This window comes from Streptomyces sp. NBC_00370, from assembly GCF_036084755.1.
In the GTDB taxonomy this organism is placed as follows: domain Bacteria; phylum Actinomycetota; class Actinomycetes; order Streptomycetales; family Streptomycetaceae; genus Streptomyces.
Genome location: NZ_CP107968.1, coordinates 4,074,154 through 4,099,618 on the forward strand (window position 1 = coordinate 4,074,154; position 25,465 = coordinate 4,099,618).

Sequence of the window (25,465 nt, forward strand, 5' to 3'; positions counted from 1 at the left end):
TACAGTATCGCCCAAACCCGATACCCGTGAACCTGGAATCACTCCTTTGATTGCCTCTTTCGCCAGTCCCTCAGACGCATGACAGCAGTGAGCTTGCGCGTCGGTGGCGTAGCCTGCGACTTCTTCTGGAAGAAGCCGAGCGCCAGAAGGAGGAGTCCATCAGCCTCCTCCGCGTACAGGAGGCGGAAGATCCTACGATCACCGTCAAGCCTGATCTCCAGGATGCCTCCACCCAGGGACTTGACGTCACCCGGCAGGGTACGGTTCGCGCGCACGCGCTCCATGAGAGTGCGCAGCTTCGCCAGCTCAGTCTTGGAGAGCTTGCACTTGTCCATCTCTTTCCGGATCGGGCAGGCCCCCACGTCGGTGGTATACATGCCCCACTCGCGTCCCAAGTCCCACCCCGTCCCAGGCCTGCCGAACTAACAACATTACCGTCAACCATGGTGTATCGCCTGGTGGTTGCGGAATGACCCAGGGATAAAGAGGCACTGGTGATCAAGCATCAGTGAGTACCTAACTGCGTGACAACGCTGTCAAATAGCGGCGGACGACCTGTGCCCCGATGGACGATCGAAGCAGCTCAGAGAGCCCCCAGCTAAAGGCCGATCACGCCCTCAAATTGCTTCAAACGAAAAGATCGACACCCAAAACCGTGTCCGTTCCGTGCCCGTGAGGGCGGTAGCCACCGTGAACGATGGGCATCACGGGAGGTCGGGGATCCCTCGTAATACTTATTGTTGCTGGTAAAGGCACCACATCAATCTGGAAGCGCGCTGATTCTCAAACTCAGAGCTCGAGTTTGATTCTCGTCCACCCGCTCCACAACAAACCCCCAGCTCAGGGACCTGGGGGTTGTTTATTGTCATGTTCAGGTCCCGGACCATCACCACCGTCCGCCTCGCACACGCCCTTCTCGCCCAGGGCGCCGCCGAGGCGGCCACAGCCACCGCGATGAGAGTCCCTGCGGACGCCACCACCCACCACGCTTGGGTCTCCCGGCATGCTCCAAGAGTTCGGGGCCGCGCTCCGAGCCACCGCACCGCGCAGCACCACGGTCCAGACCTGGACTGAGCAGACCACCATTTGGAGAATGGCCGCATGACCCTGGCATCAGGCAGCGAGCTGCGCACGTTCACCGACCTGGACAACGCCCGCGGCGACATCCTCGACGTGTACGCCGAGGTGCGCGCCCCGCTGCTGCATCTGCCCTAACTACACGGTCACGGCGTTCGGTGAGCGCATCGACCGGCCCGCGGCCGAACCAGGGTTCACAGCCGTCCTCGCATATGCGGCCGGCCAGCCGGTCGGCTAGGCGTACAGCAACACCATGGAACACGGCGACCGTTACTGGCAGCGCACCAGCCCGGCGCCGGCGGAGAAGTACACCGAGCGCCCGGCGGTGGCCCTGAAGGAGATCGGTGTCCGGCCGGCCTGGCGCAAGACCGGCACCGCCCGCCGCATCCACGACACCCTCCTCGCCACCCGCGACGAGCCCTACGTGACCCTCATGGTCAACGGGGCAGCCGGCGACGGGAGGTCAACGCGCTCTACAAGTCGTGGAGCTACGAGGACATCGGCCAGAGCCAACCGTCACCAGCCTCACCAGTCCTCACCGTCATGATCCGCACCATCCACTGATCGGACAGGACGCGGGTCCCGACGCCGCCGCTGGATCAGGTGCGCCCCGCTCAAGTACCCGCCACCGCGCCGCCAACGGGCGACAGAGGCTGGCGTTGGGCGTTGTGAGGAGGCAGTGGAGGTACGGCCACGACCTCGCTCTGCGGGTGAAGGAACGACGGGGGGTACAGGGGGCGCTGTCACCGTCACAGTCGCCGTCGCCGTCGCCGCAAGGTCGTTCAGCGTGGCGTTCACTACGGGCCAGCACATGTCGAGGGTGTCGCGGTTCGGACTGTGTCCTGTCCGTTTCTCCGCCAGGGGATGGACGAGATTCCTGTAGTGCCGGACAAGCTCAGAGGCCAGCTTGGCGTCGTGCTCAATCCATTTGTTCTTGAAGGCGAAGTCCACGAAGTCATTCAGCCCCATGCTGCGCAACGGCTTCGGCATGGGGCTGGCGGCGGCACGGACCTGTGCCGCATGCGCGAGCACCCCCTCCAGAAGGCTGCCCAACATGATGATCGCTGAGGTATAGGCACCGTGTTCGTAGCAGGTGCGTGCCTCGTCCAGCCTTAGTTGCACGGCGGTAGCGAGATCCTGGTCGCTCACCACATCCTTAACGGAGACCTTCAGCTCGACACGCGGCAACTGCATTACCTCGTCCTCGAAACCGGCTTCGCAACGGACGAGGGCGGGTGGCCTCCGTCCTTACCGATCCGGCGTCCATCGAGCACGAGTACCTCGTTGAGCCGCTTCAGAGTGGCGCGGTACTCCTGCTGCCGGTTGTAGTACTCAAGTCGGCTCGCCAGGCGCAAGATTGCGCGCTCGGCGTCGTCCGTGCCGTCCTCCTGCCGCTCCTTGAGGAGTTCCCGGGCCCACTTGTGCCTCGGTGTGCCGTCGTACTCCGGAACGTCGTCCCAGCCCGCCCGCTGGAAGAAGGCAGCAATCTCGTACCCCTTCCGGTAGAGCAGCGGGGTCTCGTCCCCGCAGATCAGGTGGGCGATCTCCGTCAGCGTGCTGTCATCGAATGTCTCGTTCACATCAGGCTCCTTCGAGAGAGACGGACGCATCCTCATCGAGCAGGGCGTCGAGTTCATCGGTGTTGGGGTCGGCATCGTCCATGTCAACCGGGGACCAGGTGCTCCCCGATTGGCCCTGAGGCTCCTCCGTGACTCCAGGCCGGATACCCAAGGCGTCAAGGCGCTTCCACAGCGGCGCTAGCGAATCCTGCGGAGACAGGGCGAACTCGCTGCTGCGCACGCGCCAGAACTGCCAGCCGGCTCTGCGCAGTTCCCGCTCTCGCTCGTAGTCGTCACGGATTTGGTCAGGGGCGGAGTGATACGGACTGCCGTCGCACTCCACGGCGAGACGGCCCGTCTCTCCGACGACGACGAGGTCGATGCGCTTGTCGCTGGCTTTCCACTGAGGAACGACGTGGTAGCCGCATTCCTTGATCTTGCGATAGACCCGCTGCTCGAACAGAGAGTCGAACGGCTCGCATTGCTCGTCCTGCGGAACGCTGGAAAGGCCGGGAGAGGTGCCCTGGAGTTCCGGCGGCGCCTGCATATAGGTGAGCAAAGAGTGTCGCAGGTCTCTGCTGCGCAGTTGGTCCGGCGTGACGGAGGTGAACAGCCACATCTGGTCACGAGCCCGGCTGGCAGCCACATTGAACCGCCTTCCGTCGCCCTGACCGGTAAGGGCACGAGTGTTGTCGGCATCGACGACCAGCGAGAGGAGGACGACGTCTCGTTCGTCTCCTGGAACTGTTCGGCTGTGCCGACCCGTATGTTGTGCCGCTCCTGGACCGCGGAATCGATCCGTGTGTCGATGAGATTCTCCAACAGCCTTGTCTGGTGTCCGGAACGGAGAACGATGACTCCAAAACTCCGCTTCGCGTATGCCTCGTCCTCTGCGAGTTCCTGCAATTTGGCGACGATGCGTTCAGCCTCGGGCCTGTTGACCAGAGTCTCCCGCCGTCCTTCGCAGTAGCCCTCATGGACGTGGACGACTTCGAGGGGCCGCAGCCGGTCCGCTCCGTACTGCCGCAGGGGCACGAGTTCGTTGTCGGGGTAGAACTGAGCGGAGGACCACTTGATGATCTCTGGCATACACCGGAAGTGCTCGGTTAGCCGGATCCTCTCGCTGAAGCGCGCGGATAGCAGGTCATAGAGGTTTGACTTTGGACTGAGCCCGTCTCGCTGCCAATCGGTGAGATGGGGCAAAAGTGAGTCGAGGAGTTCGTTGAAGCGCTCATGCTTGCCGCCCGTGTAGAACGGAACACACTGCTTGTCGTCACCTACGACGATGATTCTCGGAGCGAGCCACAGCAGCATCAGACCGTCCAGACCGACCTGGCTCGCCTCGTCCACGATGACTACGTCGAAGGCATCCGGCTCGGGATCGATCATTTTGGCCACTTGCTTTATCGGCATGACCCAAGCAGGCACAGCGTCACGCGCATCACGCATCGCGGAACGGGCGGCCTTGAGGTGCCGTTTGCCGAGTGCCGTCATTCCCTTGCCCGCGTTCGCCGTCGCCGACGCGTAGGCACTCAGCGCCTGTTTCTGGCCGGCCGTCATCCGGTCCAGGCAGTGGTACAGCGCTCTGTCTGCCGCCAGTTGCGTAACCGTGTTCCTCAACTGCGCCTCGACCGCTTCCAACTCCCCTTCCAGTTTTGCTTCCCTGCCGGGTGTCAGCATCTTTTCCTGGTAGGTACGCGCACGCCGCCAAGCCCACGCACCGTCCAAGTCCACGAGGCGGGCGTCCCAAGCTGTCTCGGTCGCGGACTCGGCGAAACGGCGGGCCAGTTCGGGGTGGTCCTCGGACAGTCGGTCCAGGAGTTTGCGGGCCTCCCGGCGATCACCCTCACGATGGAACGCTTCGGTCAGCGACTCGATCGCCGAAAGGTACGCCCGCGGATCACGAGCGGTGATGGCACGGTGAACGTCCGCGAGCTCAGCCACTCCGTGGGCATCGGCTCGCGGCAGCTGGTCGGCGATGGACCGAAGCTTCTCCTCCGCCTCACGTGCACGCAGCAACCGTTCCGCAGCGTTCGCCGAAGCACGGACGGCGTCCCACTGCTGCGCAGTTCTCACCGTGGCCTTGATCCGGGCCTTGAGTAGAACGTCGTGCAGCGTACGTACGGACTCAGTGAATCCGTCCACCGCACGGAGCGTCGGCACCCGGTCCAACAGCTCCGACAGAGCAATCTCCGTGGAGCCCTCGGCCGCAGACGCACCGACACTCTGCCAACGCTCGTTCAGCTGCCGGACGCACTGACGTGCCGCCAAGTAAGCGACCAGTGCGGAGATCTCGTCCGACGTACTGGGCAGCCGCCCATCCACCCGGCAGTCCTGAAGGAGGACTTGGGCTTCCTTCTGTACAGCCTTCGGAGCCAGCTTGCGCAGCTTCCCACCGTCGCGCAGAAACTGTTCGAGGTCCCTCCCAGCGGCGATGAGACGCGACTCTTCGGCCAGCGCCACTTCAGGTACGTCGAGCACGGTGAAGGGGCTGTGCTGAAGCACGCTCTGCACTTCCTCAGCGCGTGCGGCTGACCGGCGCACCCCGTCCCACAAATGGCTCCGCTGGCCGGCCATACCGTCCCGCAGAGCGCTAGTAGTCCATTCGTCTGGCAACCACGCAGCCGGCTCACCTGGCAGTCCCTCGCTCTGAAGTGCGTGTTCCGCCGCGTCCAAAAGTTCAACCAACGTCACGATCAGATCGGACCCCTGGTTCGCGATTTCGATTGCGAGCGTGTCGGACGATGCCTCGGCACAGGCGCGCACCGCCGTGTCCAGGCGTTGACCGCCTCTTCGAACAACACAGGCGCCACAAAATCTGCGGGGTCCGGGCAGCGGGCGGCATGCTCTTCCAGCACTCCGGCCCCATGCCGGGACACCAGGCCGAGCAGGCGCTGGGCCTCGTCCTGGGTAAGGGAGAGTTCTCGCGGTGCTGACGCAGGCAGGGCGGGCATCCAGTCGTACTTCGGTGCACCGGCAGTGACGGCCTCCACGATCTCCGCGAGCCGTCCCTCGTAACCGGGTGCCACATCGAGGTGTTCGTACCACTCCGCCTCACGAACGGTGCGGAGTTCGTCTCGGAGCCGCGCGCGGGTGTCCGACAGCTTCGAACGCAGCACCTCGTGACCCTTGATTCTTACGTCGAGACGCTCTGTCGATTGGGTGGCGCTGAGCTGGGAGAGCGCGCGCACGGACTGTTCAAGGTCGCCGCTGCCGTCCTCGCGCCGACCACCCTGGAGGACGCATAGGCTGCGCAACTCGGCGGGCAGTTGCTGCCGCAGGACCTTCAGCGCCTGGCTCTTCTCGCTCGTGACGAGCACCCGCTTGCCGTCCGCCAGCAAAGCGCACACCAGATTGGCGATGGTGTGAGTCTTTCCCGTGCCAGGCGGTCCCTGAACGACGACACCAGTATCGGTCTGAAGGCGCCGAAGGACCTCCCGCTGGGCTTCGTTCGACAGCAGAGGGAACAGCGGGTCGGAACCAAGAGCGGGCGGCACGTCACGGCCGCCCGCCGTACCCCACCCCCTTCGGTCCTCCGCTTCCAGCTGGAACAACAACTGGGAGAGTCCCAGGGGAGCGACGGCACCCGGCTGCGCAAGCCGGCTCGCGATGCCGTCGTAGAAGTTCACGAGGGCACCCTGGCCACGTTGACGGAGAATGATGGCCGGCGCGAACCCGAGCGTGGGCACCGGCAGCATCGGGTCGGCGGGTGGGCGCTCCCAGTCACGATGAAAAGCCACTGCACGATCAGTACCGAACGCCCTCTCCGACCAGCCACCAAGCACGTCCTGGGAGTCACGGGACAGCGGATGGAATCCATCCGCGTCGACACGGTCCCGCAGCAGGCTCAGCAGCCGTGTGCTGTATCCCTCGTCCGCGCCGAGGAACTCGCTGTCCTCCAGCCGCGCGGGGTCCCCGGGCGTGAGAGCGACAGCGATGGTCATAGTGGCGGAATTCATCGTGACTATCAGCGGCGCCGTCAGAATGTGCCGGGCTATACGCGCCGACGGACGCGCTCCTCCGATGCTCAGAAATCCGACACCCAGTACAGCCTCGTATTCCTCGCCGTCCTGCTGAATCCGGGTCACCATTCGATAAAGCTGCTGATGAAGCTCCCGGTATGGCCGGTCAACGCGCTCCTTTTCCGACCACTTGCGCCACGCGTCGAGCCATCGCGAGTAGGCGCGTAGCACGTCATGCGCTTCCTCCCGGCGAATCTCGGAGACCTCGAACAGGTCTCCGTTCTCGTCCTCCTGCCAGCCCTGCCCCGGACCCGACTCGGCCAGCGGTGGCACCTCGGGCGTCGCGGTGGTGGCGGCCTCGGGATCGACCCAGCCTGCCAGCACCTCGGGCAGGACAGGAGCTGGTCTCGGCGGACGGTGCGGCACCTTGAGCAGCAGCCGATCGCCGTCCGGCTGTCGCCGCAGCCTGTCGTCCGGCAGACCGGAGAGCCAGAGGACCTCCGGATACTTCTGGCAGTCCCGCACCGGCTTGTACGACCCGCGAACAATTTCGCGCATATATTCGATAAGTTGACGTGCGCAGTGGACCGCCTCTGGATTGTTCGCACGCAGGGCAGAGTGAAGAGACACGTATCCTCCAGGCCATGGCTCGACGGAAAGCCTTCCAGGATGTGGGAGAGAAACCGTGTAATCAATAGCGACTGGCCAGTAACGACGCGAACAAGCCGTGTTACACAAAAGTTGGCCGTAACCCGGCCAGCCGTTAGCCTCAAATGCTCAGTGGTTTTTGCGGCTGCCTGAGACGCTTGATTCTTCCCGGTTTGTTCTGGCGCCACCGGCCGGGGTGCGCCGCGCGTCGCTACGGCTAGGGCCGGCGATGGATGGTGGTCTGCGCCTCCTGCTCCGGAGCAAGGTGCGTCTGGCCGCGCCTTCTGCAGTACGGGATGAGCAGGCCGGTGTCCTGATAGAAGTGCTGCGGTACGTCCGACGACGGCAGCAACCGGGCTTCAGCGCCATTCCGCACGTGGTCACGGCGCCTTCAATCGTCGTTACCGCGGCTGATGCGTTCGCGCGCGGGCCATGGTGTCTTTGAGCGTCGCGCCCGACTGGGTCGACAGGGTTTGGCTGGTGTGACAAAGGTCGTAGAAGCAGAAGTTGTCAGGAAGCACCACGACGGTACGGGCTTTGCGCCACTTCCACCCGAAGCTGCTCCGGCGGAACGGTGCGCCTTTCTCGTCAACGACGAGGAGACCGCTCGAGACCCCAAACCGGGTAGGACGCCTACCAAACCCGCTCCGACGATCCACTGAGGTTGAATTCACGGTGTCGTAAGAGCTGACGGTTGGACGGCGGCTCGGGTATTTTTTCACCGAAAGATGCGGTATCCACAAGGGGGCGGGCTGACCTCCGAGCGGCACCAGTGTCGCGAGGAGTTACGGCTTGAGGGGACCGAGAGGTTCGGCCAGGGCGAGGAGAGTTCGGTCGTCGCCAGCGACTTGCGGGGCGGTGTGCGATCGACGCACCGGTGGCAGCGGACGTGGGAGGAGAACGGCCCGCGGGCACTGCGGTCCCAGGGGCCAACGTCCCCGCCGGGACTGGGCGCGACGGCTGGGAGGACCAACGCCGGGCCCTGAACCGTGTGAATACGGTGATCTGCAGGCGCTCGAGAGGCCGGGCCGGGGTGGATCGATCCCCAATGGGTATGCAAGGGAGGATAGTTACTGCCGAATAGCATGATCTTGCCGACCACCCCTGCGGTCGCAGCCGACCAGGCACGGACGGACATCGCTCATCCCCGCAGGCCTGAAGCCGGGCAACTGGAATTCCGAGGCACCAAGGAGTCGGGAGGGCAGGACGTGATCGAAGCGACCTACTACATCGAGTCTCAACTTGATCTTTCCTACGTTGCAGAGCAGATAGCAAAGGAGCAGAGCGCGGGTCATTCGACTTCATGGGAGGGAATCTCCGATGAATCCTACCTGGCGGGAAAATCCGAAGTAGCAGGACTCGAAGAGGTCGAGCCAACGGAAGATCCCCTGCCCCTCGCACTGACGCGCCCGTCCGGCGCACGTGTCGGCGTACGGAAAGCGGCACGCGTCAGGGTCAGATACAGCAACTGGCGCTGCGAGGACGGATTAGTGTCTCTACTCAATACACTGTTGGGAGAACCCCAGCACCTGGGAATCGTTAGCGCCCTTCGTCTCGAGCAAGTGGACTTGCAGAGCCTTCGAGGAGACTCGTTTCCAGGACCTCCCTTCGGCAACTCATGGTTCGCGAAGGGAGCCCCGCCCGCTACTCGGACTCTGCTCTGTGCTCCTATCAAGCCCTCGGCCGGGCTGTTACCCGAAGAGGCCGGCAAGCTCGCCTATCAAGCCGCAGTGGGCGGTGCCACTGTCGTCAAGGACGACGAACTCGCTTTCTCCACTGCTCGGACCAGTAATGTCAGCAGGGCCCGAGTAGTAGCGAGAGAAGTCCGTCGAGCGGAACAGGACACCGGAGAAAGAAAAGTGTACCTCGCCAACGCTATCGCACCCGGCTACAGGTTCAACGAGCGTTGTCGTGACCTTGTTGAGGCGGGAGCCGATGCACTGCTAGTGGCGCCCAGCCTCCAGGGGCAGGACTGCATTACTACGATGCGTCATGACGGCATCGACCTTCCCGTCGTCGCGCACAACGCCTATCAGACGAACGCATCCAGGCTGGTCAGCTTCGGGCTCGCGCTTCCTCTGTGGGTCTCTCTCCAGCGTCTTGCGGGAGCCGATGGGGTTGTGCTGCCCTCCGGTTACGGCTCGTTCGGCTTCAGCGCCGAGGAGACTCGTTCGATGGTGGAAAGCTGCCACCAGGATCTGGACGGAAAGAAACCGAGTTTGGCCATGCACTCGGGTTCGGTGTCAGTCCAGAACGCCGACAAACTGATGGCGTTGCACGACACAGCTTTGGTTGCGCTGACGTCAGGCACCGGAATATTCGACCACCCTGGCGGGGCAGAGGCCGGAGCTCAGGCACTGCGCGCGGTCATCGATCCGGAGTGGCGGCGGGACCACGGGCGGCCGGAAATCCTGGAGGAATCGATCAGGCTGGCGCGTGAGACAGGTCAGGAATGGGCTTACTTCTCCGATCGAATGAATGTCCAGGATGGTCATCGTGGATGACCGTCCGCCTGGGGTCGTGTTCTTGAGACATGGGGCAACGCAGTGGAATGAAGAGCTGAGATGGCAGGGCGGGGAGGTGGACTTCTCACTGTCGCAATCAGGGAGAGCGGAGGTCGCGGAGCTCAGCCGCCGTCTACGGACCTACGGGCTCGACGAAAGTTATTCGCTAGTGTCGTCGACCATGTTGAGAGCAGTCGAGACCGCCGAAGTACTCAGGCGCTCGGGAGTCGGATCTGGTCCCATCAGACGAATCAAGGAACTCAGAGAAGTACATGTCGGCAAGCTCAGTGGAATGACAGAGGATGAGATCAGGGAGGCTCATCCTGTACTGTTCGCCGATTGGTCATCGGGAAAGGTCCCGTACTACCCGGACGGGGAGTCTATCCATCAGTTGATAGCCCGGTTGACGCCGAGGCTGATAGAGCTTTTGCGGCAGGACAAGCCCTTGATCGTCATATCGCACAAGACGGTCCTCCGCGCCATCCGCCTGATAATCGGCGTACCTGGACCCATTGACGAGGGGCATCTCTCGGGTGTTGCTCTCTGGACATGCCCCGAAAGCAGCGGGACCGCTGTCTGGCGCAACCTGGGCGCACAAGATGCCTCAAGAGGAGGAGGATACTCGGATGGTCGGCTCTGACAGCCCACATCGGTCTGGACCCAGGAGACTCTACACCGCCGGTCGAGCGACACGATATTCATTCGCTTTCGCAATCTTCGGCATCGGTCTGTTCTTGATCAGCACCCCAGCTTGGATGTTCAGAGAACACGGCGAAGAGATTGCGAAGAATGCGGTGGTCGGACTAGCCGGTGCTCTCATAGGTTACGCTGTGGCAAGTCTCATATCCGAACTCCTCAATCCAACCTACGACGCGGTCATGGAAGCCTTTGACTTCCAGGCGGATCCGAACCATGAGACGGGTTTCCGCAATGTAATCCGGGACGAGGTCATGGCAGCAGTGGCCGAGGTGGCCTCCAGCGCGGTCGATTTCGGCCCTCGCGCCAGACTCTTCTCCAAACTCGGGATGAGCGACACCGAAGGGCGCTTGCGTATCCAGTCTATTTCCCTCTCCCAGAAGTGGCAGACCACCCAGATCCTCGAAGAGTTGTTCCGCGGACGGCCTCAGCTTACGGTAAAGATCTTGCTCATACATCCGTATTCTCCGCACGTCCAGTACCGTGAGAACGACATAGGATTTCGCGACGGCACAATTCGTCAGCTCGTCGAGGAGACAATCCTTCCGCTAGCAAGCCTCAAGAGTAACCAGGGAATCCAGGACAGACTCCAGGTACGCGGATACTTTGCGATTCCCTACTACGGGATAATTTCCTGTGACTCTTCCCGTTGCCTGGTGACGCTGTCGCGCGAGGGGCGGGGCGGCGATCAGAACTACGGCATGCTCATCGAAGGGTCGACACAGTCCAGCTCTGCCATGATCACCGACCTGGAACGGGGATTCGATGATCGCTGGTCGGGATCTTTCGATCTTCTCTCTCCATTGCAGCTCACGCTCAGTGTGGGTGAAAGGACTTCCTCGGGTGAGATCGTGGTGCAGGTGCTGGGCGAGACAGACATCGATGAGGAATCGATTGACATCCTGGTCGAGAATGCCGAACTCGTCGAGCGGGCTTCGACGGAGGCAAACAAGATTCAACTGAAGCTTCTCCCCGAAGCGAGCGCCGGCCGACCGGTCAGGGTACAACTGCTCCGCGCTTTCTCGAAAGACCACCACCAGTGGCTCAGAACTCCGGTAGAGATTACCGTCGGAATAACTGTCTAGGATGCCACAGGGGGGAAAATGGAACGCGCAGAGAAGACTCTGATTGTCGGGTCCGATGATGTCGGAGATTTTTTCCTGGATGAGCTACTCGCTCATCATCTGAACGCCCGCACCTCGGTTCTCGATGTGCGGAATACTGTCGATCGAGGGTTGGGATATGCCCGCGTGGCCGCGGCGGTGGCCCAAGTCGTCGCGGAGGGGCGTGGTTGGCGGGGTCTCCTGGTGTGCGGAACAGGTATCGGCGTAAGCATCGCAGCAAATCGTGTTCCGGGAGCGAATGCCGCGATCTGTCACGACCTCTATTCGGTACGACGATCCATTCTTTCGAATAATTGTAAAATTATCTGCTTCGGCAGCCGAGTTATTGCAATCGAACATGCGGTGCTTCTGCTCGACGAATGGCTCGCTACTGAATTTGACCCTAAATCCAGGTCGGCTCTAAAAGTCGCCGAGATAGATTCACCGTAAGGGCGTGGAGAAGCCAAGGTCCGACGGCGACGGGTCCACCTGGTCGGCGCATGTGGACTATTGACGCTTTCAGAACTCACGGTTCGAGTTTCCGCACCAACTCGCCTCACCAGTTGCCCATCGGCAGAGATGTAGGATCCAGGTTCTGCCGCTACTTGAATCACACCGATTTTCTTGCCGCGGATCAGTACGCAAAAGTCCTGCACGTCAGGCAGAGGGGTGAGACGTGCACACGCGTGACGTACGAGCCTCTCGAAGCGTGAGGTTGAACGCCTCTCATCTCTGCCTCTTCACTGCCTCTGCGTTCATCTACGCCAACAATAATGGTGCCGCCACCAGCATTCGCGAACGCGGCAATCGCCTTCCCGAGAGAGCTAGGCTGAACCCGTGCGTTCTTGAGTTCCAGGTCTATTCCTTCAGGTTGAGCCAGTAAGGCCTCGACCTCTGTGGGTGTCATCGTGGATCGAGAGGATAGCGGCTCTATAGTCATTTGGCTCTGGGTCTGAGTAAATCGGAAATCTAGGTCCGCCTGCCACTGTGAGGGGCTGCCGTCCTGAACAGTCGCGGCATAGGACCCTCGCAGCACAGCAACCTGTCCCTGCCCGCGCTAGATGCCGCGTGCCAGCTCCGTGCCAGATCGAGTGGTCAATCACGGTCGAGCGGAATGTGAGGTGGTGCGGGCAAGGGCTGACTGGCTTGGCGCTGCTGTACGGCCGTTGACCAGCTAAACAGCCCTTTGGTCGTCGCCAGGCTTACAAAGCTGCGCCCTGCCTTCCCAAGCTCAGAGCGCGAGTTCGATTCTCGTCACCCGCTCCACAACGAAGCCCCGGGCCGGCGGCCCGGGGCTTCATTGCTGCTCAGTGTGCTGAGCAGTCCCGGTTCCCCTGTAGTGGGTGTGATGGAGTTGTGCGCCGGCCTCTCCGAGCCGCTACCAACCTCGCCGCGCGGTACGGCGGAGAGGTGCGGACAGGTGGGGTGGACGCGGGTGGGGCGGCGATCTCCACCTGTCGTTCCACCCATGGGTCCAGGTGCGTGAGGCCCTGCGCCAGCAGTCTTGAGGGCATGACAACGACCGAGTGGATCACCGACATCGCCCTCGTCCTGATCGTCTTCCGGCAGCTGCGGGAAGGCCGTCTCGATCTCAAGACCTTCCTGATCCCGCTGGGGATCGTGGCCTTCGTGGCCCACACGTACCTGGACAGCGTGCCCACCTCGGGCAACGACCTGTTGCTGATCGGCGCGCTCATGGCCGTCGGCGCTGCTCTCGGCATCGCGGGCGGCGTCTACACCCGCATCCGGGTTGCGGGCGAGCACCTGCTGATCAAGGCCGGCGCGGTCTCCGCGATCCTTTGGGTGCTCGGCATGGGCGCCCGTATGGGCTTCCAGTTCTGGGTCTCGCACGGCGGCGCCGACAACGTCGCGCGGTTCAGCATCGCCCACCACATCACCACCGACCAGGCCTGGGTCGCGGCCTTCGTCCTGATGGCTCTCACCGAGGTCGTCACGCGACTCGCGACGATCTTCATCCGGGGCCGGATGGTGAACGGCCGGCAGGCGCGGACGTCCGCGGCGACGCACTTGGCGCCCTCGCTGGACCGCACGGTCTGACCATGGACTATGGTCGCGCCGTGCCCGAAGTCCAGAGTGTCCCGGAAGGACAGTGGGCCCCTGCGGAGCAGAGTGTGCCCGGTACGGGCTCGGCCTCGTACCGGGCGCCCGGCTCCCTGACCTTCACAGGTCACGATCCTCGTGTGGCCTGGGTCCTGACCCTGTGCGTCATCGGCTCCGCGTTCATCACGGTGCGGCCGATCGGCCTCAGCGGCCGGGGCCTTGTGGTCGCCGTGCTCATCGTCGTCAACTCGCTCGCTCTCCTCGCCCGGCACCTGCCCGAGCACAGCGTCCCGCCCCGCGTCGCCCCAGTCTGGCTGACCCTCGGCATCGTCGCCGCGGCCGCCCTGATCGCCGTCAGCCGCAGCGGATCGAGCTACCTCTTCGCGTTCTTCCTCGTCGGCCACGCCGGATACCGGCTGCAGCCCAAGCCGGCCCTGGTCCTCGCGGCGTTCTGCAGTCTGCTGTGCGGCGGAGTGTTGTACTTCCACGTCGGCCCCGGCCACGATCTGCTGTCCTGGACGGTCGGTCTGGCCGCCGGTACCCCGGTCGTCCTCGGCATCATCAACCGCAGCCGCCGACGCGCTGTCCAGGCGGTGATCGAGGCCGCGGAGTCCGCCGAGCGGGCTGCCCGCGCCGAGGCCCAGGCCGCCGTTCTCACCGAGCGGGGACGGATCGCCCGCGACGTGCACGACGTCCTGGCCCACTCCCTCGCGGGCATCAACATGCAGCTGGAGCTGGCGGACGCCCTGATCGAGACCGGTGACGTGGAGAAGGTCCGCGAGGCGAACCAGAAGGCGCACCGTATGGTCAAGGAGAGTCTGAAGCAGGCCCAGTGGACCGTGCACGCGCTCCGCGAGGATTCCCTGCCGCTGGTGGGCAGCCTGACCGCGATGCTCGACTCGTCCGGCCACCGCGACGCCCTCACCGTCACGGGCACCGCGCGCGACGTGCCGTCCCGGATCACGCAGAACCTGCTGCGGATCGCGCAGGAGTCGCTGACCAACGCCGCCCGGCACGCGCCCGGCTGCGAAGTCCACGTAGAGCTGACGTTCGATGCCGCATCGACAACACTGAGGATCCGCAACAGCGCGGCAACCCGTGCGGCGCGCGCGGGCGTCGGCAGCGGAATGGGGCTGATCGGTATGCGGGAGCGGGTCGCCCTCCTGGGCGGCACGATCACCGCAGGCCCGGTCACCGAAGGACCGGACGAAGGCGGCTGGCAGGTGGAGGCAGTGATCACGGGATGAGTGAACCGACGCAGAACACCCGGCGGCTGCGCGTGATCGTCGCCGACGACCAGGCAGCCGTACGGGAGCCGCTGGCCGCGGTCCTCGGTCTGGCCGAGGACATCGACGTCGTCGCCTCGGCCGCCGACGGCACCGAAGTGCTCGCCGCGGTCGCCGCGAACCCGGTCGACGTGGTCCTGATGGACCTGCGGATGCCGGTGATGGACGGCACCGAGGCGACCCGGCGGCTCACCGAGGAACATCCCGAGGTCGCCGTGGTCATCCTGACCACGTTCGCCGACGACGACTCCATCCTGGCCGCGCTGAGCGCCGGCGCCAGCGGCTACCTCACCAAGAACGCGGGGCGCCAGGACATCACCCGCGCCATCCGCGCCGCCGCCGCTGGGCAGTCCGTCCTCGACCGCGAGGTCCAGGACCGCCTCCTCCAGGCGGTCCGCACCAAGCCCCCGGCCCCCGAACAGCCGCTGCCCGGCGACATCACCCCGCGCGAGCGCGAGGTCCTCACCCTGATCGGCCAGGGCCTGCCGAACCGCGCCATCGCCGAAAAGCTCTTCATCAGCGAGGCCACGGTGAAGACGCACATCAACAACCTCTTCGCCAAGGCGGACATCAAGGACCGCGCCGACGCCGTCCGCCGCGCCATCGGGGCAGGCCTGGCCTGAGTCGTCGCTGCGGCCGCCTCACGCGGCCGTACTCGCTCCGCGTCTCAGTGGATCGGGAGGGGCGTCAGGCTTGTTGAGGGCGTTGACGATGCCGGCGCGGACGCCGCGTGAGCGCGCGCGTCGGAACCGTCCTCCTGGACTCGGACGCACCACCTCGGTGGCCGGTGTGTGGCCTGCTCACAGGTGGGCGTCCAGGAATTCTCCGAGCGCCGCCCTGGACATCGGACCGCTCTCGGCCGCCAGCGGCTCGCCCCGATCGATCAGTACGAAGGAGGGCGCGCCGGTGACGTCGTACCGACGTACGGGGCTGGGGCACCGTGCGATGTCGGCCCGTACGACGATCAGTCGGCCCTGGTAGGCGTCGGCAACCTCGCGCACCAGGGGATCCATTTCCTTGCATGCTGCCGCGGCCTTGGGCCACACCCCGTGGAAGTACGCGAGCACCGGCACGTCCGCCCTCGCCAGGATGAACTCGAACTCGGCGTCCTCCTGGGGGCGTTGGACCCTGTTCGCCATCGGCACTCCTTGACGCTCCACGCGGTGCGAGGCAGTGGGTGCCTCGCGTACCCGACCCTCAGCGGGCCTTGCGCGCTCTGGCGGCCTTGCGGGCCTCCGCCATCGTGCGCGCCTCCACGGCCTTGCGGGATTCCTTCGGCGGGCGGCCCGCGCGGGTGCCAAGACCCCGGAACGGCGCGTTGCCGGTCTTCGCGCTGTCCTGCACCGGCGGGCGCTTCGCGCCGGTGATGCTGGTCAGCCTCTCCTCGCCGGAGCGAACCTGCGCGACCACGGGCCGGATCCCGGCGTCCGACATCATCCGGTTCACGTCCCGGCGCTGGCCGGGCGTGACCAGCGTGACCACGCTGCCGGACTCCCCGGCACGCGCGGTGCGCCCGCCGCGGTGGAGGTAGTCCTTGGGGTCGGAGGGCGGGTCCACGTTGACGACGAGGTCCAGGTTTTCGACGTGGATGCCACGGGCGGCGACGTTGGTGGCCACCAGCACCGTGATCTCGCCGTCCTTGAACTGGGCCAGCGTGTGGGTGCGCTGCGGCTGCGACTTGCCGCTGTGCAGAGCACCCGCCTGTATGCCGCTGTTCCGCAGGTGGCGGGTGAACTGGTCCACACCGTGCTTGGTGTCCAGGAACATCAGCACCCGCCCGTCCCGGGCCGCGATCTCGGTGGCTGTCACGTACTTGTCGGCGGGATGAACGTTCAGTACGTGGTGTTCCATCGTCGCGACGGAGCCTTCCGCCCGGTCGACCGTGGCGAACACCGGCTCACTCAGATATTGCCTGACCAGTTGATCGACGTTGCGGTCGAGCGTGGCGGAGAACAGCATCCGCTGCCCGTCGGGGGGCGTCAGATCCAGCGTCTCCGAGACCTGCGGCAGGAAACCCATGTCGCACATCTGGTCCGCCTCGTCCAGCACCGTGATCCGCACCCGGTCCAGGTGGCAGTCCCGCCGGGCGACGAGGTCGGTGAGCCGTCCCGGCGTCGCCACCACGAGCTCGACACCCGCCCGAAGCGCCGCCACCTGCCGGTTGATCGCCAGCCCGCCGACCACCGTCACCGAGCGGAGCCCCAGCGCCTCAGCGTAGGGAGCCAGCGCCTCGCTCACCTGCTGCGCAAGTTCCCTCGTCGGCACCAGGACCAGCGCGAGAGGGCGCTTCGGTTCGGCGCGGCGGCCCGCCGTACGTGCGAGGAGCGCGAGCCCGAAGGCGAGGGTCTTTCCCGAGCCGGTCCGCGCGCGGCCGAGGATGTCCCGGCCTGCCAGCGCGCTCGGCAGGGTGGCCGCCTGGATCGGGAACGGCTCCCGTACGCCGAGCCCCGCCAGCACGCCCATCAGCTCGACCGGCATGTCCAGCTCCGCGAAGGACCCAGCGGGCGGGAGGCCGGGCGCCACTGTCTCCGGCACCGAGAGCTCGCCCCGCGGGGCCCTCTCCTGGTCGGACCTGCCGGGTCCGGAGCGGCCGGAGGCCGGCTGCTTCGCCTTCATGGGGGTTCCTCGTTTCGACGCCCTGAACGGACCTGGGCCCGCACCTTGTCCGGCACGGGCCCAGGCTCTCTGCAAGCGTGTTCCAAGCTTACCAGCGCGGGCCTCGCGCCAGCCGTCCCGCGGCCCGGCCGGGCACCCGCCCCGGGGATCGTCACGCGCTGAAGGCCGGCAAACCCCTCGCCATCCGAAGTGCCCTTTGCCGAGCGGTACACGGGCTCCTGCCGTACCTGGAAGACATCTGCCAATGACAGCGCCCCCATGGCCAGTACCCGGGAGGAGCACACACGACCATCACCGCGCATACTGCAGTATGCTTCCCGTATGTCCTCAACGACTCGCATCACCGTCACGCTGCCCAGCGACCAGGTGGCTGAGCTCCGCAAGCTCACGGACAACGTTTCCGGCTATGTGGCTGAAGCGGTAGCCCGCCAGATCCGCCACCAGCTGCTGGGTGACGATCTGCGACGCCATGAAGACGAGCACGGGAAGTTCAGCGACGAGGAACTGGCGGAGGCCCGGTCGAAGATCTTCGGTGCCGTTGCCCCCTCCAAGGACGCGGATGCCGCATGAGCGAGCGGATCGAAACTGTTGTCCTGGACTCGGAGGGGCTTTCGGCCTGGATCGTGCAGGACCGCAAGTTCCTCGCGCTGCTACAGGTGTTCCACGAGATGGGTGCCGACCTCGTCATCGGAGCGAACACCATCGTGGAGGTCAGCCACTCGCGCACCGACGTCCCACGCCTCAATTGGACTCTGTCGCGAATCAAGGTGGAACCGGTCACGGAGCAGGCGGCAAAGGACGCTGCGGGGCTCCTCAAGGAAGCCGGGCTGCACGGCCACAAGTACGCCATCGACGCCACCGTGGCCGAAGTGGCACTACGCCAGCCAAGGCCGGTCGCGCTGCTCACGTCCGACAGTGACGACATGACCAAACTCTGCGGCGATCGCGTCCGGATCATCTCGCTCTGACCCATCGGCGCCTCTTCGGCTCTTCGCCTCCCGTCACCCGCCCCACGACAAACCCCGAGGTCAGCAACCTGGGGGCTGTGTGTTGTCCGGTCCTCGCTCGGCGTCCCGCAGCAGGGTCCTCGTCGCCGGGTGCGTGCAACCGTTCGTCGGTCGCTGTGCGTCTTTCGGTTGAAGCCGGCCGGGATCGTCATTCGTTCCCCGGGACTGGTGGCCAGTTTCCCGGCTCGTGTCCTACCGTGCTAGGTCCGGGGACACGGCAAGGCAGCACGGGGGTGTTGGGGTTGGGTACCGGAACGGCACTGGCGGAGCGGATAGCCGACCGGCGGGCGGGAGTTGGCGATCCGCGGGCGTTGGTCGGGGAACTGCGGCGGTCCTTGGTGCTCGTGCCGTTGGACGGGGGCGGGTTGTGGACAGCCACGTTCGGCGGGGTGCGCTGGATTTACGGCTTCACGGATGACGAGGCGTTGGCGCGGTTCGCGCGTGCGCGGGATTCCGGGGACGGGCTGTTGACCGGCCGGGAGTGGGAGTTCGCCGAGTTGCGCGGGGCGCGGCTGCTGGACGAGATCGTGCCGGCGATGGGCGTGCCCGCCGGGGTGGCTCTCAATGTCGCCGACCCGGACGGCTCGATGCTGTTCCCGCCGGTGATGGGCATCGTGCCGGACGCGGTCGCCGTAGACGCAGGCGCCGTGGACACGGGCGAGCGGGACGCCGGCGAGCGGGACGGGGGACGGGGCTGATGGGTGCGGACGGGCTTGAAGACCTGAAGTTCGACAAGGAGAGCGTCCAACTTGTCACCGACGGCCTGCGCGCCGCGGTCGACGAGCTGCGGGACGTGGGTACCGGTACGGGCGCGGTGATGGGCAAGGGCTTCTCCGGCCTGGCGATGACCGGGATGGAGGCCGGACACCACGGCCTGTCGGTCGACTTCGAGGACTTCTGCGAGCGCTGGGAGTGGGGCGTACGGGCGTTGGTCCAGAACGCCAACACCATCGCCTCGACACTCGGGCTGTCCGCGGGCCTGGTGTGGGAGGAAGACCAGTACCTGCAGGGCACGTTCAAGGTCGCCGTGAACTCGGCCGTCGGTAATCCGCACGCCTCCGAGGACGACGTGATCAAGCAGGACTGGGGCGATGTGTTCACGCCCGACTACCTGAGTCCGGACTACAGCGCCAAGTCGTTCGACAAGGCACAGGACGACATGGCGCAGACCTGGAAGGACACCGGGCGCGCGCTGGTGACCGAGGGTTCGGGGGGCCGGCAGTCGCACATCCTCAACGAGGCCCTCGGCATCGACCAGGGCGACTTCGACCAGGCGGTCGACGACACGTTCGGCCCGTCGCCGGAGGAGCGGGCCCGGCAGCAGTCGCAAGGCAACGGATAACGGGCAACGGATAGCGCGACAACGGGTATTCGGACCACGGGGGCGAACAAGTCATGGGTATCGGGGATTTCGTCAGTGACCTCACCCCCGACGTCGTCGAGGACGCCGTCGAGGACGGGGTGGAGTGGGCCGGCAACCGCGTCGAGGACGTCGGGAACTGGACCGCGGACCGGCTCGACGACGTCGGCTGGGAGTCCGGCGCCGACTGGGTGCGGGAGAAGTCCCGCTCGGTGGCGAACCGGATGGGCGCCGAGGTCGACGAGATGGACCTCGGACAGACCGACGACAAGACCAAACTCATCTACGGCAGCCCGTCGAAGATCCGCGAGACCGCCTCCCATCTGCACGATTTCCAGACCGCGTTCGACAAGGTCGGCGGGGGCCTGAAGGGCCTCGACTCGTCCGCCGTGAAGGGCGAGGCCGCGGACGCCTTCCGCGAGACGGTGGCGGTCGAGCCGCCGAAGTGGTTCAAGGGCGCCGACGCCTTCGCGAAGGCCGGCAGCGCCCTGGAGGCCTTCGCCGAAACCGTCACCTGGGCACAGGACCAGGCACAGACGGCGATCGACAAGTGGAAGGCCGGCACGAAGGCGTCCGAGGACGCGGCCGACGCGCACAAGGCGAAGGTCGACACCTTCAACAAGGCGGTCAGCCAGTACAACGCCAAACCCGCCGACAAACGCGACCCCTCCGAACTCCCGCCGCGTCCAGGCGCGTTCACCGATCCCGGCACCGCACAGATGCAAGAGGCGCAGGAGATCCTGACCGAGGCCAGGCGGCAGCGCAACTCGGCCGCCGAGACCGCCCGTACCGCCGTCCAAGCCGCCCGCGACACCGCGCCGCCGAAACCCAAATGGGCCGAACAGGCCGTCCAGGGCGTCAGCGAACTCGACATCATGCGGGACCACTTCACCGGCGGCATCATCAAGGGCACCGCAGGACTGCTCACGTTCGCCCGCAGCCTCAACCCGACCGACCCGTACAACATCACCCACCCCGCCGAGTACGCGACGTCGCTCAACAGCACCGCAGCCGGACTCCTCCAGGTCGCCAACGACCCCTGGGGCGCGGGCAAACAGATGCTCACCGACTTCGCGAAGGACCCCTCGGAAGGACTCGGCCGGCTCGTCCCCGACCTCGTCCTCACCGCAGCCACCGGCGGAGCCGGCGCCGGGGTCAAGGGAGTCCGCGCGGCGAAGGAAGCCGCCGACCTGGCCGCCGACGCCAACCGCGCCCGCAAACTCATCGACGACGCCCCGGACGGCACCCACACCCGCCCCGACGCCGAACGCCCCACCGACGGCACCGACCCCGTCGACCTGGCCTCAGGCCACATGTTCCTCCCCCAGACCGACCTCGAGATCGCCGGCATCCTGCCTCTCGTCTTCACCCGCCGCACCGAGTCCGGCTGCGCGACCGGCCGCTTCCTGGGGCCCGCCTGGTCCTCCACCGTCGACGAACGCCTGGAGATCGACGCGGTCGGCGTCGTCCACGTCACCGCCGACGGTCTGCTCGTCCCGCATCCGCATCCGGCACCCGGTGTGCCCAGCCGGCCGCACGCGGGCCGCTCCCGCACACTCCTTTCCCGGGACGCGGACGGCGACTACACGGTCACCGACCCGGACACCGGTGTGAGCCGCCACTTCACCGGCCCTTCCGGCGCGGAACCGGGCGGCGACGGTACGGCCTGGCTGTCCGAAACAGCCGATCGCAACGGCCACACCATCACCGTCGACCGCGCCGAGAACGGTCTGCCGCTGGCCCTCGTCCACTCGGCGGGCCACGGAGTGAGGCTGTCGACCACCGACGGCCGGGTCACCGCCCTGTTCCTGGCCGGCGCAGAGCTGCCGGTGCTGAGTTACGGCTACGAGGACGGCAACCTCACCACCGTCACCAGACCGTCCGGCGCCGTCACCACGTTCCTCTACGACGAACGCCGCCGTGTCATCGCCTGGATCGACTCCAACGGGCGCCGCTACGACTACGTCTACGACGACCGCGACCGCGTCGTCGCCGAGGGCGGCGAGGCCGGGCACGTCCAGATCACCCTGGCCTACACCGAACCGGACGCCGCGACCGGCCACCGCACGACGGTCCTGACCACCGCCGACGGGCGGGCCACCCGCCACCTGATCGGCCCCGGCTCCCACGTCCAGGCCACCACCGACGCGCACGGCCACACCACCCGGTTCCGCTACGGTCCGAGCGGCGACCTGCTGTCCCGCACGGATCCGCTGGGGGCCACCACCGCCTTCACGTACGACGAAGACGGCCGGCTGCTCACGGCCACCCGGCCGGACGGCAGCGAACTGCGCGTCGCCCGCGGCCCGTTCGGTCTGCCGGTGGAGATGGTGGGGCCGGACGGCGCGCGCACGGCGTACGCGTACGACGAGCTCGGCAACCGCACGGCAGTCACCGACCCGGCCGGCTTCACCACCAGTTGCACCTACGACCGCGCCGGTCGTCTCACCTCGGTCACCGACGCGCTCGGCGCCACGACACACGTGAGGTGCGACGCGGCGGGGCTGCCGGTGGAAGTGACAGGACCGGCCGGTGGCACCACCCGCACCGAGCGGGACGCCCGCGGCCGGCCGGTCCGCGTCGTCGACCCGACGGGAGAGGCCACCCGTCTGGAGTGGAACGACGACGGATGGCTCGCCCGGCGCACGGATCCCGGCGGTGCCACAGAGTCGTGGGCCTACGACGGAGAGGGCAACTGCGTTGCCCACACGGACGCGTCCGGCAGCCTCACCCGCTTCGAGTACACCCACTTCGACCTGCCGCTGGCCCGGACCGGAGCGGACGGCTCGCGCTACGCGTTCGAGCACGACGACGACCTCCGCCTCACCCGCGTCACCGGCCCGCAGGGGCTGACCTGGAGCTACACGTACGACGCCGTCGGCAACATCGTCTCCGAGACCGACTTCGACGGGCGCACCCTCACCTACCGTACGGACGCGGCGGGCCGGCTCGCCGCACGGACCGACGCGCTCGGCGGCACGATCTCGTTCGTCCGTGACCAGCTCGGCCAGGTGATCCGCAAGGACGTCGAGGGTCGGGTGACCGCGTACGCCTACGACAGGGCCGGACGCCTGCTGGAGGCAGTCGGACCGGACGGCGAACTCCGGTACCAGTACGACCGCCGCGGACAGGTCAAAACCGAACTCGTGGACGGCCGTCCCCTCGTCCACGCCTACGACGCCCTGGGACGCCGGAAGCACCGCACCACACCGACCGGCCATGTCACCTCCTACGCCTACGGCGCCGACGGACAACCCCAGCGGCTCACCACCGGCGGTCGGCACATCAACTTCACCCACGACGTCGCGGGCCGCGAACTCGCCCGCGCCTTCGGCGACTCGGTCACCGTGACGTCCGCCTGGGACGAGGCGGGACGGCTGTCGGAGCAGCACATCAGCGCCGGAGCGCGAGCCGTCAACAGCCGCGCCTACACCTATCGCGCCGACGGTCTCCTGAGCTCCGTGGCCGACCGGCTGTCGGGGACCCGCACCTTCGATCTCGACAGGACCGGCCGGGTCACCGCCGTCCACGCCCACGGCTGGACGGAGCGGTACGCCTACGACGACGCCGGCAACCAGACTTCGGCCTCCTGGCCGGCAGGCCACCCCGGCAGCGAAGCCACCGGATCACGCGCCTACAGCGGCACTGCCATCACCCGGGCCGGGGGTGTCCGCTTCGAACACGACGCCCTGGGCCGGGTCACCCTGCGGCAGAAGACCCGCCTCTCGCACAAGCCTGACACCTGGCGCTACGCGTGGGACACGGAGAACCGCCTCATATCCGTCACCACCCCCGACGGAACACGTTGGAGGTACCGCTACGACGCCCTGGGCCGCCGCAGCGCGAAGCAGCGCCTGGCCGCCGGCAGTGAACGCGTGGTGGAGGAAGTCCGCTTCACCTGGGACGGCCTCACCCTGTGCGAACAGACCAGCGACCGGCCGGACGCCCCGGGCACCGTCGTCCTCACCTGGGACCACCGGGACGTCGTCCCGCTGGCCCAGACCGAACGCATCCTCGCCGCCGACGCCCACCAGGAGGAGATCGACCGGCGGTTCTTCGCCATCGCCACCGACCTCGTCGGGACCCCCACCGAACTGATCGACGAGTCCGGCGACATCGCGTGGCGCAGCCGCAGCACCCTCTGGGGCACCACGGCCTGGGCGCGTGACAGCCGTACGTACACCCCCCTCCGCTTCCCCGGCCAGTACTACGACCCCGAAACCGGCCTCCACTACAACTGCTTCCGCCACTACGACCCGGAGACCGGCCGCTACACCTCCCCCGACCCCCTGGGCCTCGCTCCGTCGCCGAATCCCCTGGGGTACGTGGACAACCCGTACACGGGGTGCGACCCGCTGGGCCTCATGCCCAAGTACACAAAGGAGGAAAAGGCCCAGAAGGCCAGGCAAGACGCCCGGCAAGCCATGGATGACGTCATCGAAAGGGCGCGCGAAGGGAACATCAAGAAGGCCGGCAACTACCACGCGCACGACCATGGCTTCACCGAGGACATGGTCATGAACATCCTCAAGGAGCCGGACGCGGTGTACCACTCGACGGGAGGCAGTGGGAACCTGATCTTCCGTAAGGGGGAGGATGTCGTGGTGGTCCGCGCCGACCGTGTCGGGGCGGGCAACGTCATCACGGCATACGGTCCGTCCGGTATCAAGGGTCCTTCCGGGGCGCAGGCGCTGGGCGGCCTGCCGACCGACCCCGGTTCGCCGATCACGCACACAGACGTGGTGGAGGGCAGGATTCCAGCCAAGAACGGTTTCATGCCTCCCGCAGAGCAGATCAGATGAAGTGGCATCCACCATGAGAATCACCATCGGCGACGACTGGACCGCGACGGTGACGGGCGATCCCCTGCACCTCACCCCGCGTTTCGACTTCCGGGACTTCCGTGTGCGCGTCGCGGAGTACACGAACGTCGAGGAACGCGGCCGGTTCCTTCTCGACACCTTCGGCAGCGAGCCTTGGCTGTGGGACACGCCTGACGAGCTCCGGTTCGAGAAGGAAGGCCGGGCACTGGTAGGGGCCGAGTTCCAGATCGCCGGCGAGGCCGCCGACCCCGAGGACTCCGCCCGCCTTCCCACCACACCCTCCGTCCACCCGGGCGGCCTTCGCGCGGACGAGGCCCGGGACTTCCGCCTGGAGGTGACCACGGAGCTCTGCCGCGCCCCCGGGGACTCCGTGCTGACCTGTCTGCGCGACCTCGACGTCCTGGACGAACCGCTGGACGCCCGCATCGGCATCGCCCCCGACATGGCACTGATCGTCCAGCACGGCACCGTCGTCGGCTGGAGCCTGACCGACCCCGTCCGATATCTGACCACTGGATTCGCCGCCCCGGATCCGGCTCCCCCCGCGCAGACCACACGGCTCCTGTTCACGGCATGCATGGACGTGATCACCACGCCGCTGCTCGACGCGGTGAGACGCCGGGACCCGGCAGGACTGGCCAGACTCCGGCAGCTCGACCACGGCCTGCGGAGTCAGCGCGAGGACCGCCACAGAGCCGACGCCCTGCTCGCGCTCATCGGCGAACTGGTCGACGACTACGGGAACGGGTGACGGCGGCAGCGC

At 66.2% G+C, this 25,465-nt stretch carries 21 protein-coding genes and 6 pseudogenes; 16 read left to right on the forward strand and 11 right to left on the reverse strand.

Annotated elements, in window-relative coordinates:
• Positions 1–38: 38 nt before the first annotated feature.
• Positions 39–377 carry a type II toxin-antitoxin system RelE/ParE family toxin gene (locus tag OHS57_RS18150; protein ID WP_328582653.1) on the reverse strand — a complete coding sequence of 113 codons (339 nt, stop codon included), beginning with the start codon at positions 375–377 and terminating at the stop codon, positions 39–41.
• A gap of 490 nt (positions 378–867) precedes the next feature.
• On the opposite strand from OHS57_RS18150, the pseudogene OHS57_RS18155 reads away from it, so the two are divergent.
• A pseudogene (locus tag OHS57_RS18155) lies at positions 868–1,105 on the forward strand (hypothetical protein); the annotation flags it as partial.
• Positions 1,102–1,641: pseudogene (locus tag OHS57_RS18160) on the forward strand (GNAT family N-acetyltransferase). The pseudogenes OHS57_RS18155 and OHS57_RS18160, both read left to right, overlap by 4 nt.
• Here OHS57_RS18160 and OHS57_RS18165 read toward each other — a convergent pair.
• The 7 genes and pseudogenes from OHS57_RS18165 to OHS57_RS18195 form a co-directional block, all read right to left on the reverse strand.
• The gene (locus tag OHS57_RS18165; RefSeq protein ID WP_328582654.1) at positions 1,603–2,271 is read right to left on the reverse strand and encodes a hypothetical protein; all 669 of its coding nucleotides are present in this window, start codon (positions 2,269–2,271) and stop codon (positions 1,603–1,605) included. The pseudogene OHS57_RS18160 and the gene OHS57_RS18165 overlap by 39 nt on opposite strands.
• Entirely contained in the window at positions 2,271–2,657 is a 387-nt protein-coding gene (locus OHS57_RS18170) for a hypothetical protein (protein ID WP_328582655.1), read from the reverse strand. Before OHS57_RS18170 ends, OHS57_RS18165 begins: the two co-directional genes overlap by 1 nt.
• A 1-nt stretch (position 2,658) precedes the next feature.
• The gene (locus OHS57_RS18175) at positions 2,659–3,255 is read right to left on the reverse strand and encodes a hypothetical protein (protein WP_328585098.1); all 597 of its coding nucleotides are present in this window, start codon (positions 3,253–3,255) and stop codon (positions 2,659–2,661) included.
• Between the two features lie 179 nt (positions 3,256–3,434).
• Positions 3,435–5,213: pseudogene (locus tag OHS57_RS18180) on the reverse strand (DEAD/DEAH box helicase); the annotation flags it as partial.
• Positions 5,214–5,332: 119 nt separating this feature from the next.
• Complete coding sequence (locus OHS57_RS18185) at positions 5,333–7,156, reverse strand: AAA family ATPase (RefSeq protein ID WP_328582656.1); 1,824 nt, start codon at positions 7,154–7,156, stop codon at positions 5,333–5,335.
• Between the two features lie 313 nt (positions 7,157–7,469).
• Positions 7,470–7,565: pseudogene (locus OHS57_RS18190) on the reverse strand (IS5/IS1182 family transposase); the annotation flags it as partial.
• A gap of 103 nt (positions 7,566–7,668) precedes the next feature.
• Positions 7,669–7,851, reverse strand: a pseudogene (locus tag OHS57_RS18195) (tyrosine-type recombinase/integrase); the annotation flags it as partial.
• Positions 7,852–7,974: 123 nt separating this feature from the next.
• Here OHS57_RS18195 and OHS57_RS37785 point away from each other — a divergent pair.
• The 5 genes and pseudogenes from OHS57_RS37785 to OHS57_RS18215 form a co-directional block, all read left to right on the forward strand.
• Positions 7,975–8,261: pseudogene (locus OHS57_RS37785) on the forward strand (IS630 family transposase); the annotation flags it as partial.
• Between the two features lie 193 nt (positions 8,262–8,454).
• Positions 8,455–9,750 (forward strand): RuBisCO large subunit C-terminal-like domain-containing protein, encoded by a 1,296-nt coding sequence (locus OHS57_RS18200; RefSeq protein WP_328582657.1) that lies wholly within the window; start codon positions 8,455–8,457, stop codon positions 9,748–9,750.
• The gene (locus OHS57_RS18205; protein ID WP_328582658.1) at positions 9,725–10,390 is read left to right on the forward strand and encodes a histidine phosphatase family protein; all 666 of its coding nucleotides are present in this window, start codon (positions 9,725–9,727) and stop codon (positions 10,388–10,390) included. The genes OHS57_RS18200 and OHS57_RS18205 overlap by 26 nt, the downstream gene beginning before the upstream one ends.
• A gap of 115 nt (positions 10,391–10,505) precedes the next feature.
• Positions 10,506–11,531, forward strand: a complete 1,026-nt coding sequence (locus OHS57_RS18210) for a hypothetical protein (protein ID WP_328582659.1) — start codon at positions 10,506–10,508, stop codon at positions 11,529–11,531.
• Positions 11,532–11,549: 18 nt separating this feature from the next.
• Positions 11,550–11,999 (forward strand): RpiB/LacA/LacB family sugar-phosphate isomerase, encoded by a 450-nt coding sequence (locus tag OHS57_RS18215; RefSeq protein WP_328582660.1) that lies wholly within the window; start codon positions 11,550–11,552, stop codon positions 11,997–11,999.
• A gap of 184 nt (positions 12,000–12,183) precedes the next feature.
• Here the strand turns inward: OHS57_RS18215 and OHS57_RS37790 are convergent, their stop codons facing one another.
• The gene (locus tag OHS57_RS37790; RefSeq protein ID WP_443042914.1) at positions 12,184–12,489 is read right to left on the reverse strand and encodes an AlbA family DNA-binding domain-containing protein; all 306 of its coding nucleotides are present in this window, start codon (positions 12,487–12,489) and stop codon (positions 12,184–12,186) included.
• A 572-nt stretch (positions 12,490–13,061) separates the two neighbouring features.
• Between OHS57_RS37790 and OHS57_RS18220 the strand changes: the two genes are divergently transcribed.
• Genes OHS57_RS18220 through OHS57_RS18230 form a run of 3 tightly spaced genes read left to right on the forward strand, consistent with a single transcriptional unit; the run spans position 13,062 to position 15,519 of the window.
• Positions 13,062–13,607 (forward strand): hypothetical protein, encoded by a 546-nt coding sequence (locus OHS57_RS18220; RefSeq protein ID WP_041987772.1) that lies wholly within the window; start codon positions 13,062–13,064, stop codon positions 13,605–13,607.
• A 2-nt stretch (positions 13,608–13,609) separates the two neighbouring features.
• The gene (locus tag OHS57_RS18225) at positions 13,610–14,857 is read left to right on the forward strand and encodes a sensor histidine kinase (RefSeq protein ID WP_328582661.1); all 1,248 of its coding nucleotides are present in this window, start codon (positions 13,610–13,612) and stop codon (positions 14,855–14,857) included.
• A complete protein-coding gene (locus OHS57_RS18230; protein ID WP_041987766.1) occupies positions 14,854–15,519 on the forward strand; it encodes a response regulator transcription factor in 666 nt (221 codons plus the stop codon). The genes OHS57_RS18225 and OHS57_RS18230 overlap by 4 nt, the downstream gene beginning before the upstream one ends.
• A gap of 177 nt (positions 15,520–15,696) precedes the next feature.
• Here OHS57_RS18230 and OHS57_RS18235 read toward each other — a convergent pair whose 3' ends face one another.
• Positions 15,697–16,035: a thioredoxin family protein gene (locus tag OHS57_RS18235; protein WP_328582662.1), complete on the reverse strand. Its 339-nt coding sequence runs from the start codon at positions 16,033–16,035 to the stop codon at positions 15,697–15,699.
• Between the two features lie 58 nt (positions 16,036–16,093).
• Complete coding sequence (locus tag OHS57_RS18240; protein WP_328582663.1) at positions 16,094–17,512, reverse strand: DEAD/DEAH box helicase; 1,419 nt, start codon at positions 17,510–17,512, stop codon at positions 16,094–16,096.
• A 321-nt stretch (positions 17,513–17,833) separates the two neighbouring features.
• Here OHS57_RS18240 and OHS57_RS18245 point away from each other — a divergent pair, with 321 nt between their 5' ends.
• From OHS57_RS18245 to OHS57_RS18270, 6 genes are all read left to right on the forward strand, one after another.
• Entirely contained in the window at positions 17,834–18,082 is a 249-nt protein-coding gene (locus OHS57_RS18245; protein ID WP_328582664.1) for a type II toxin-antitoxin system CcdA family antitoxin, read from the forward strand.
• Positions 18,079–18,480: a DNA-binding protein gene (locus tag OHS57_RS18250; RefSeq protein WP_328582665.1), complete on the forward strand. Its 402-nt coding sequence runs from the start codon at positions 18,079–18,081 to the stop codon at positions 18,478–18,480. The genes OHS57_RS18245 and OHS57_RS18250 overlap by 4 nt, the downstream gene beginning before the upstream one ends.
• A gap of 281 nt (positions 18,481–18,761) precedes the next feature.
• A complete protein-coding gene (locus OHS57_RS18255) occupies positions 18,762–19,217 on the forward strand; it encodes a hypothetical protein (protein ID WP_328582666.1) in 456 nt (151 codons plus the stop codon).
• Positions 19,217–19,861, forward strand: coding sequence for a hypothetical protein (locus OHS57_RS18260; protein ID WP_328582667.1), 645 nt, complete (start codon positions 19,217–19,219; stop codon positions 19,859–19,861). Before OHS57_RS18255 ends, OHS57_RS18260 begins: the two co-directional genes overlap by 1 nt.
• A 53-nt stretch (positions 19,862–19,914) precedes the next feature.
• A complete protein-coding gene (locus OHS57_RS18265; RefSeq protein ID WP_328582668.1) occupies positions 19,915–24,681 on the forward strand; it encodes a putative T7SS-secreted protein in 4,767 nt (1,588 codons plus the stop codon).
• A 13-nt stretch (positions 24,682–24,694) separates the two neighbouring features.
• On the forward strand, positions 24,695–25,453 hold the full coding sequence (locus OHS57_RS18270; protein WP_328582669.1) for a hypothetical protein: 759 nt from the start codon (positions 24,695–24,697) through the stop codon (positions 25,451–25,453).
• Positions 25,454–25,465: the final 12 nt, after the last annotated feature.

What these genes read in the sequence shown, in the direction of transcription:
- OHS57_RS18215 (WP_328582660.1), top strand. Translation starts at nt 11,550, where the DNA reads ATGGAACGCGCAGAGAAGACTCTGATTGTCGGGTCCGATGATGTCGGA.
- OHS57_RS18240 (WP_328582663.1), bottom strand. Translation starts at nt 17,512, where the DNA reads ATGAAGGCGAAGCAGCCGGCCTCCGGCCGCTCCGGACCCGGCAGGTCC.
- OHS57_RS18165 (WP_328582654.1), bottom strand. Translation starts at nt 2,271, where the DNA reads ATGCAGTTGCCGCGTGTCGAGCTGAAGGTCTCCGTTAAGGATGTGGTG.
- OHS57_RS18150 (WP_328582653.1), bottom strand. Translation starts at nt 377, where the DNA reads ATGTATACCACCGACGTGGGGGCCTGCCCGATCCGGAAAGAGATGGAC.
- OHS57_RS18265 (WP_328582668.1), top strand. Translation starts at nt 19,915, where the DNA reads ATGGGTATCGGGGATTTCGTCAGTGACCTCACCCCCGACGTCGTCGAG.
- OHS57_RS18205 (WP_328582658.1), top strand. Translation starts at nt 9,725, where the DNA reads ATGTCCAGGATGGTCATCGTGGATGACCGTCCGCCTGGGGTCGTGTTC.
- OHS57_RS18250 (WP_328582665.1), top strand. Translation starts at nt 18,079, where the DNA reads ATGAGCGAGCGGATCGAAACTGTTGTCCTGGACTCGGAGGGGCTTTCG.
- OHS57_RS18175 (WP_328585098.1), bottom strand. Translation starts at nt 3,255, where the DNA reads ATGTGGCTGTTCACCTCCGTCACGCCGGACCAACTGCGCAGCAGAGAC.
- OHS57_RS18270 (WP_328582669.1), top strand. Translation starts at nt 24,695, where the DNA reads ATGAGAATCACCATCGGCGACGACTGGACCGCGACGGTGACGGGCGAT.
- OHS57_RS18235 (WP_328582662.1), bottom strand. Translation starts at nt 16,035, where the DNA reads ATGGCGAACAGGGTCCAACGCCCCCAGGAGGACGCCGAGTTCGAGTTC.
- OHS57_RS18210 (WP_328582659.1), top strand. Translation starts at nt 10,506, where the DNA reads ATGTTCAGAGAACACGGCGAAGAGATTGCGAAGAATGCGGTGGTCGGA.
- OHS57_RS18220 (WP_041987772.1), top strand. Translation starts at nt 13,062, where the DNA reads ATGACAACGACCGAGTGGATCACCGACATCGCCCTCGTCCTGATCGTC.
- OHS57_RS18260 (WP_328582667.1), top strand. Translation starts at nt 19,217, where the DNA reads ATGGGTGCGGACGGGCTTGAAGACCTGAAGTTCGACAAGGAGAGCGTC.
- OHS57_RS18185 (WP_328582656.1), bottom strand. Translation starts at nt 7,156, where the DNA reads ATGCGCGAAATTGTTCGCGGGTCGTACAAGCCGGTGCGGGACTGCCAG.
- OHS57_RS37790 (WP_443042914.1), bottom strand. Translation starts at nt 12,489, where the DNA reads ATGACTATAGAGCCGCTATCCTCTCGATCCACGATGACACCCACAGAG.
- OHS57_RS18230 (WP_041987766.1), top strand. Translation starts at nt 14,854, where the DNA reads ATGAGTGAACCGACGCAGAACACCCGGCGGCTGCGCGTGATCGTCGCC.
- OHS57_RS18225 (WP_328582661.1), top strand. Translation starts at nt 13,610, where the DNA reads ATGGACTATGGTCGCGCCGTGCCCGAAGTCCAGAGTGTCCCGGAAGGA.
- OHS57_RS18245 (WP_328582664.1), top strand. Translation starts at nt 17,834, where the DNA reads ATGTCCTCAACGACTCGCATCACCGTCACGCTGCCCAGCGACCAGGTG.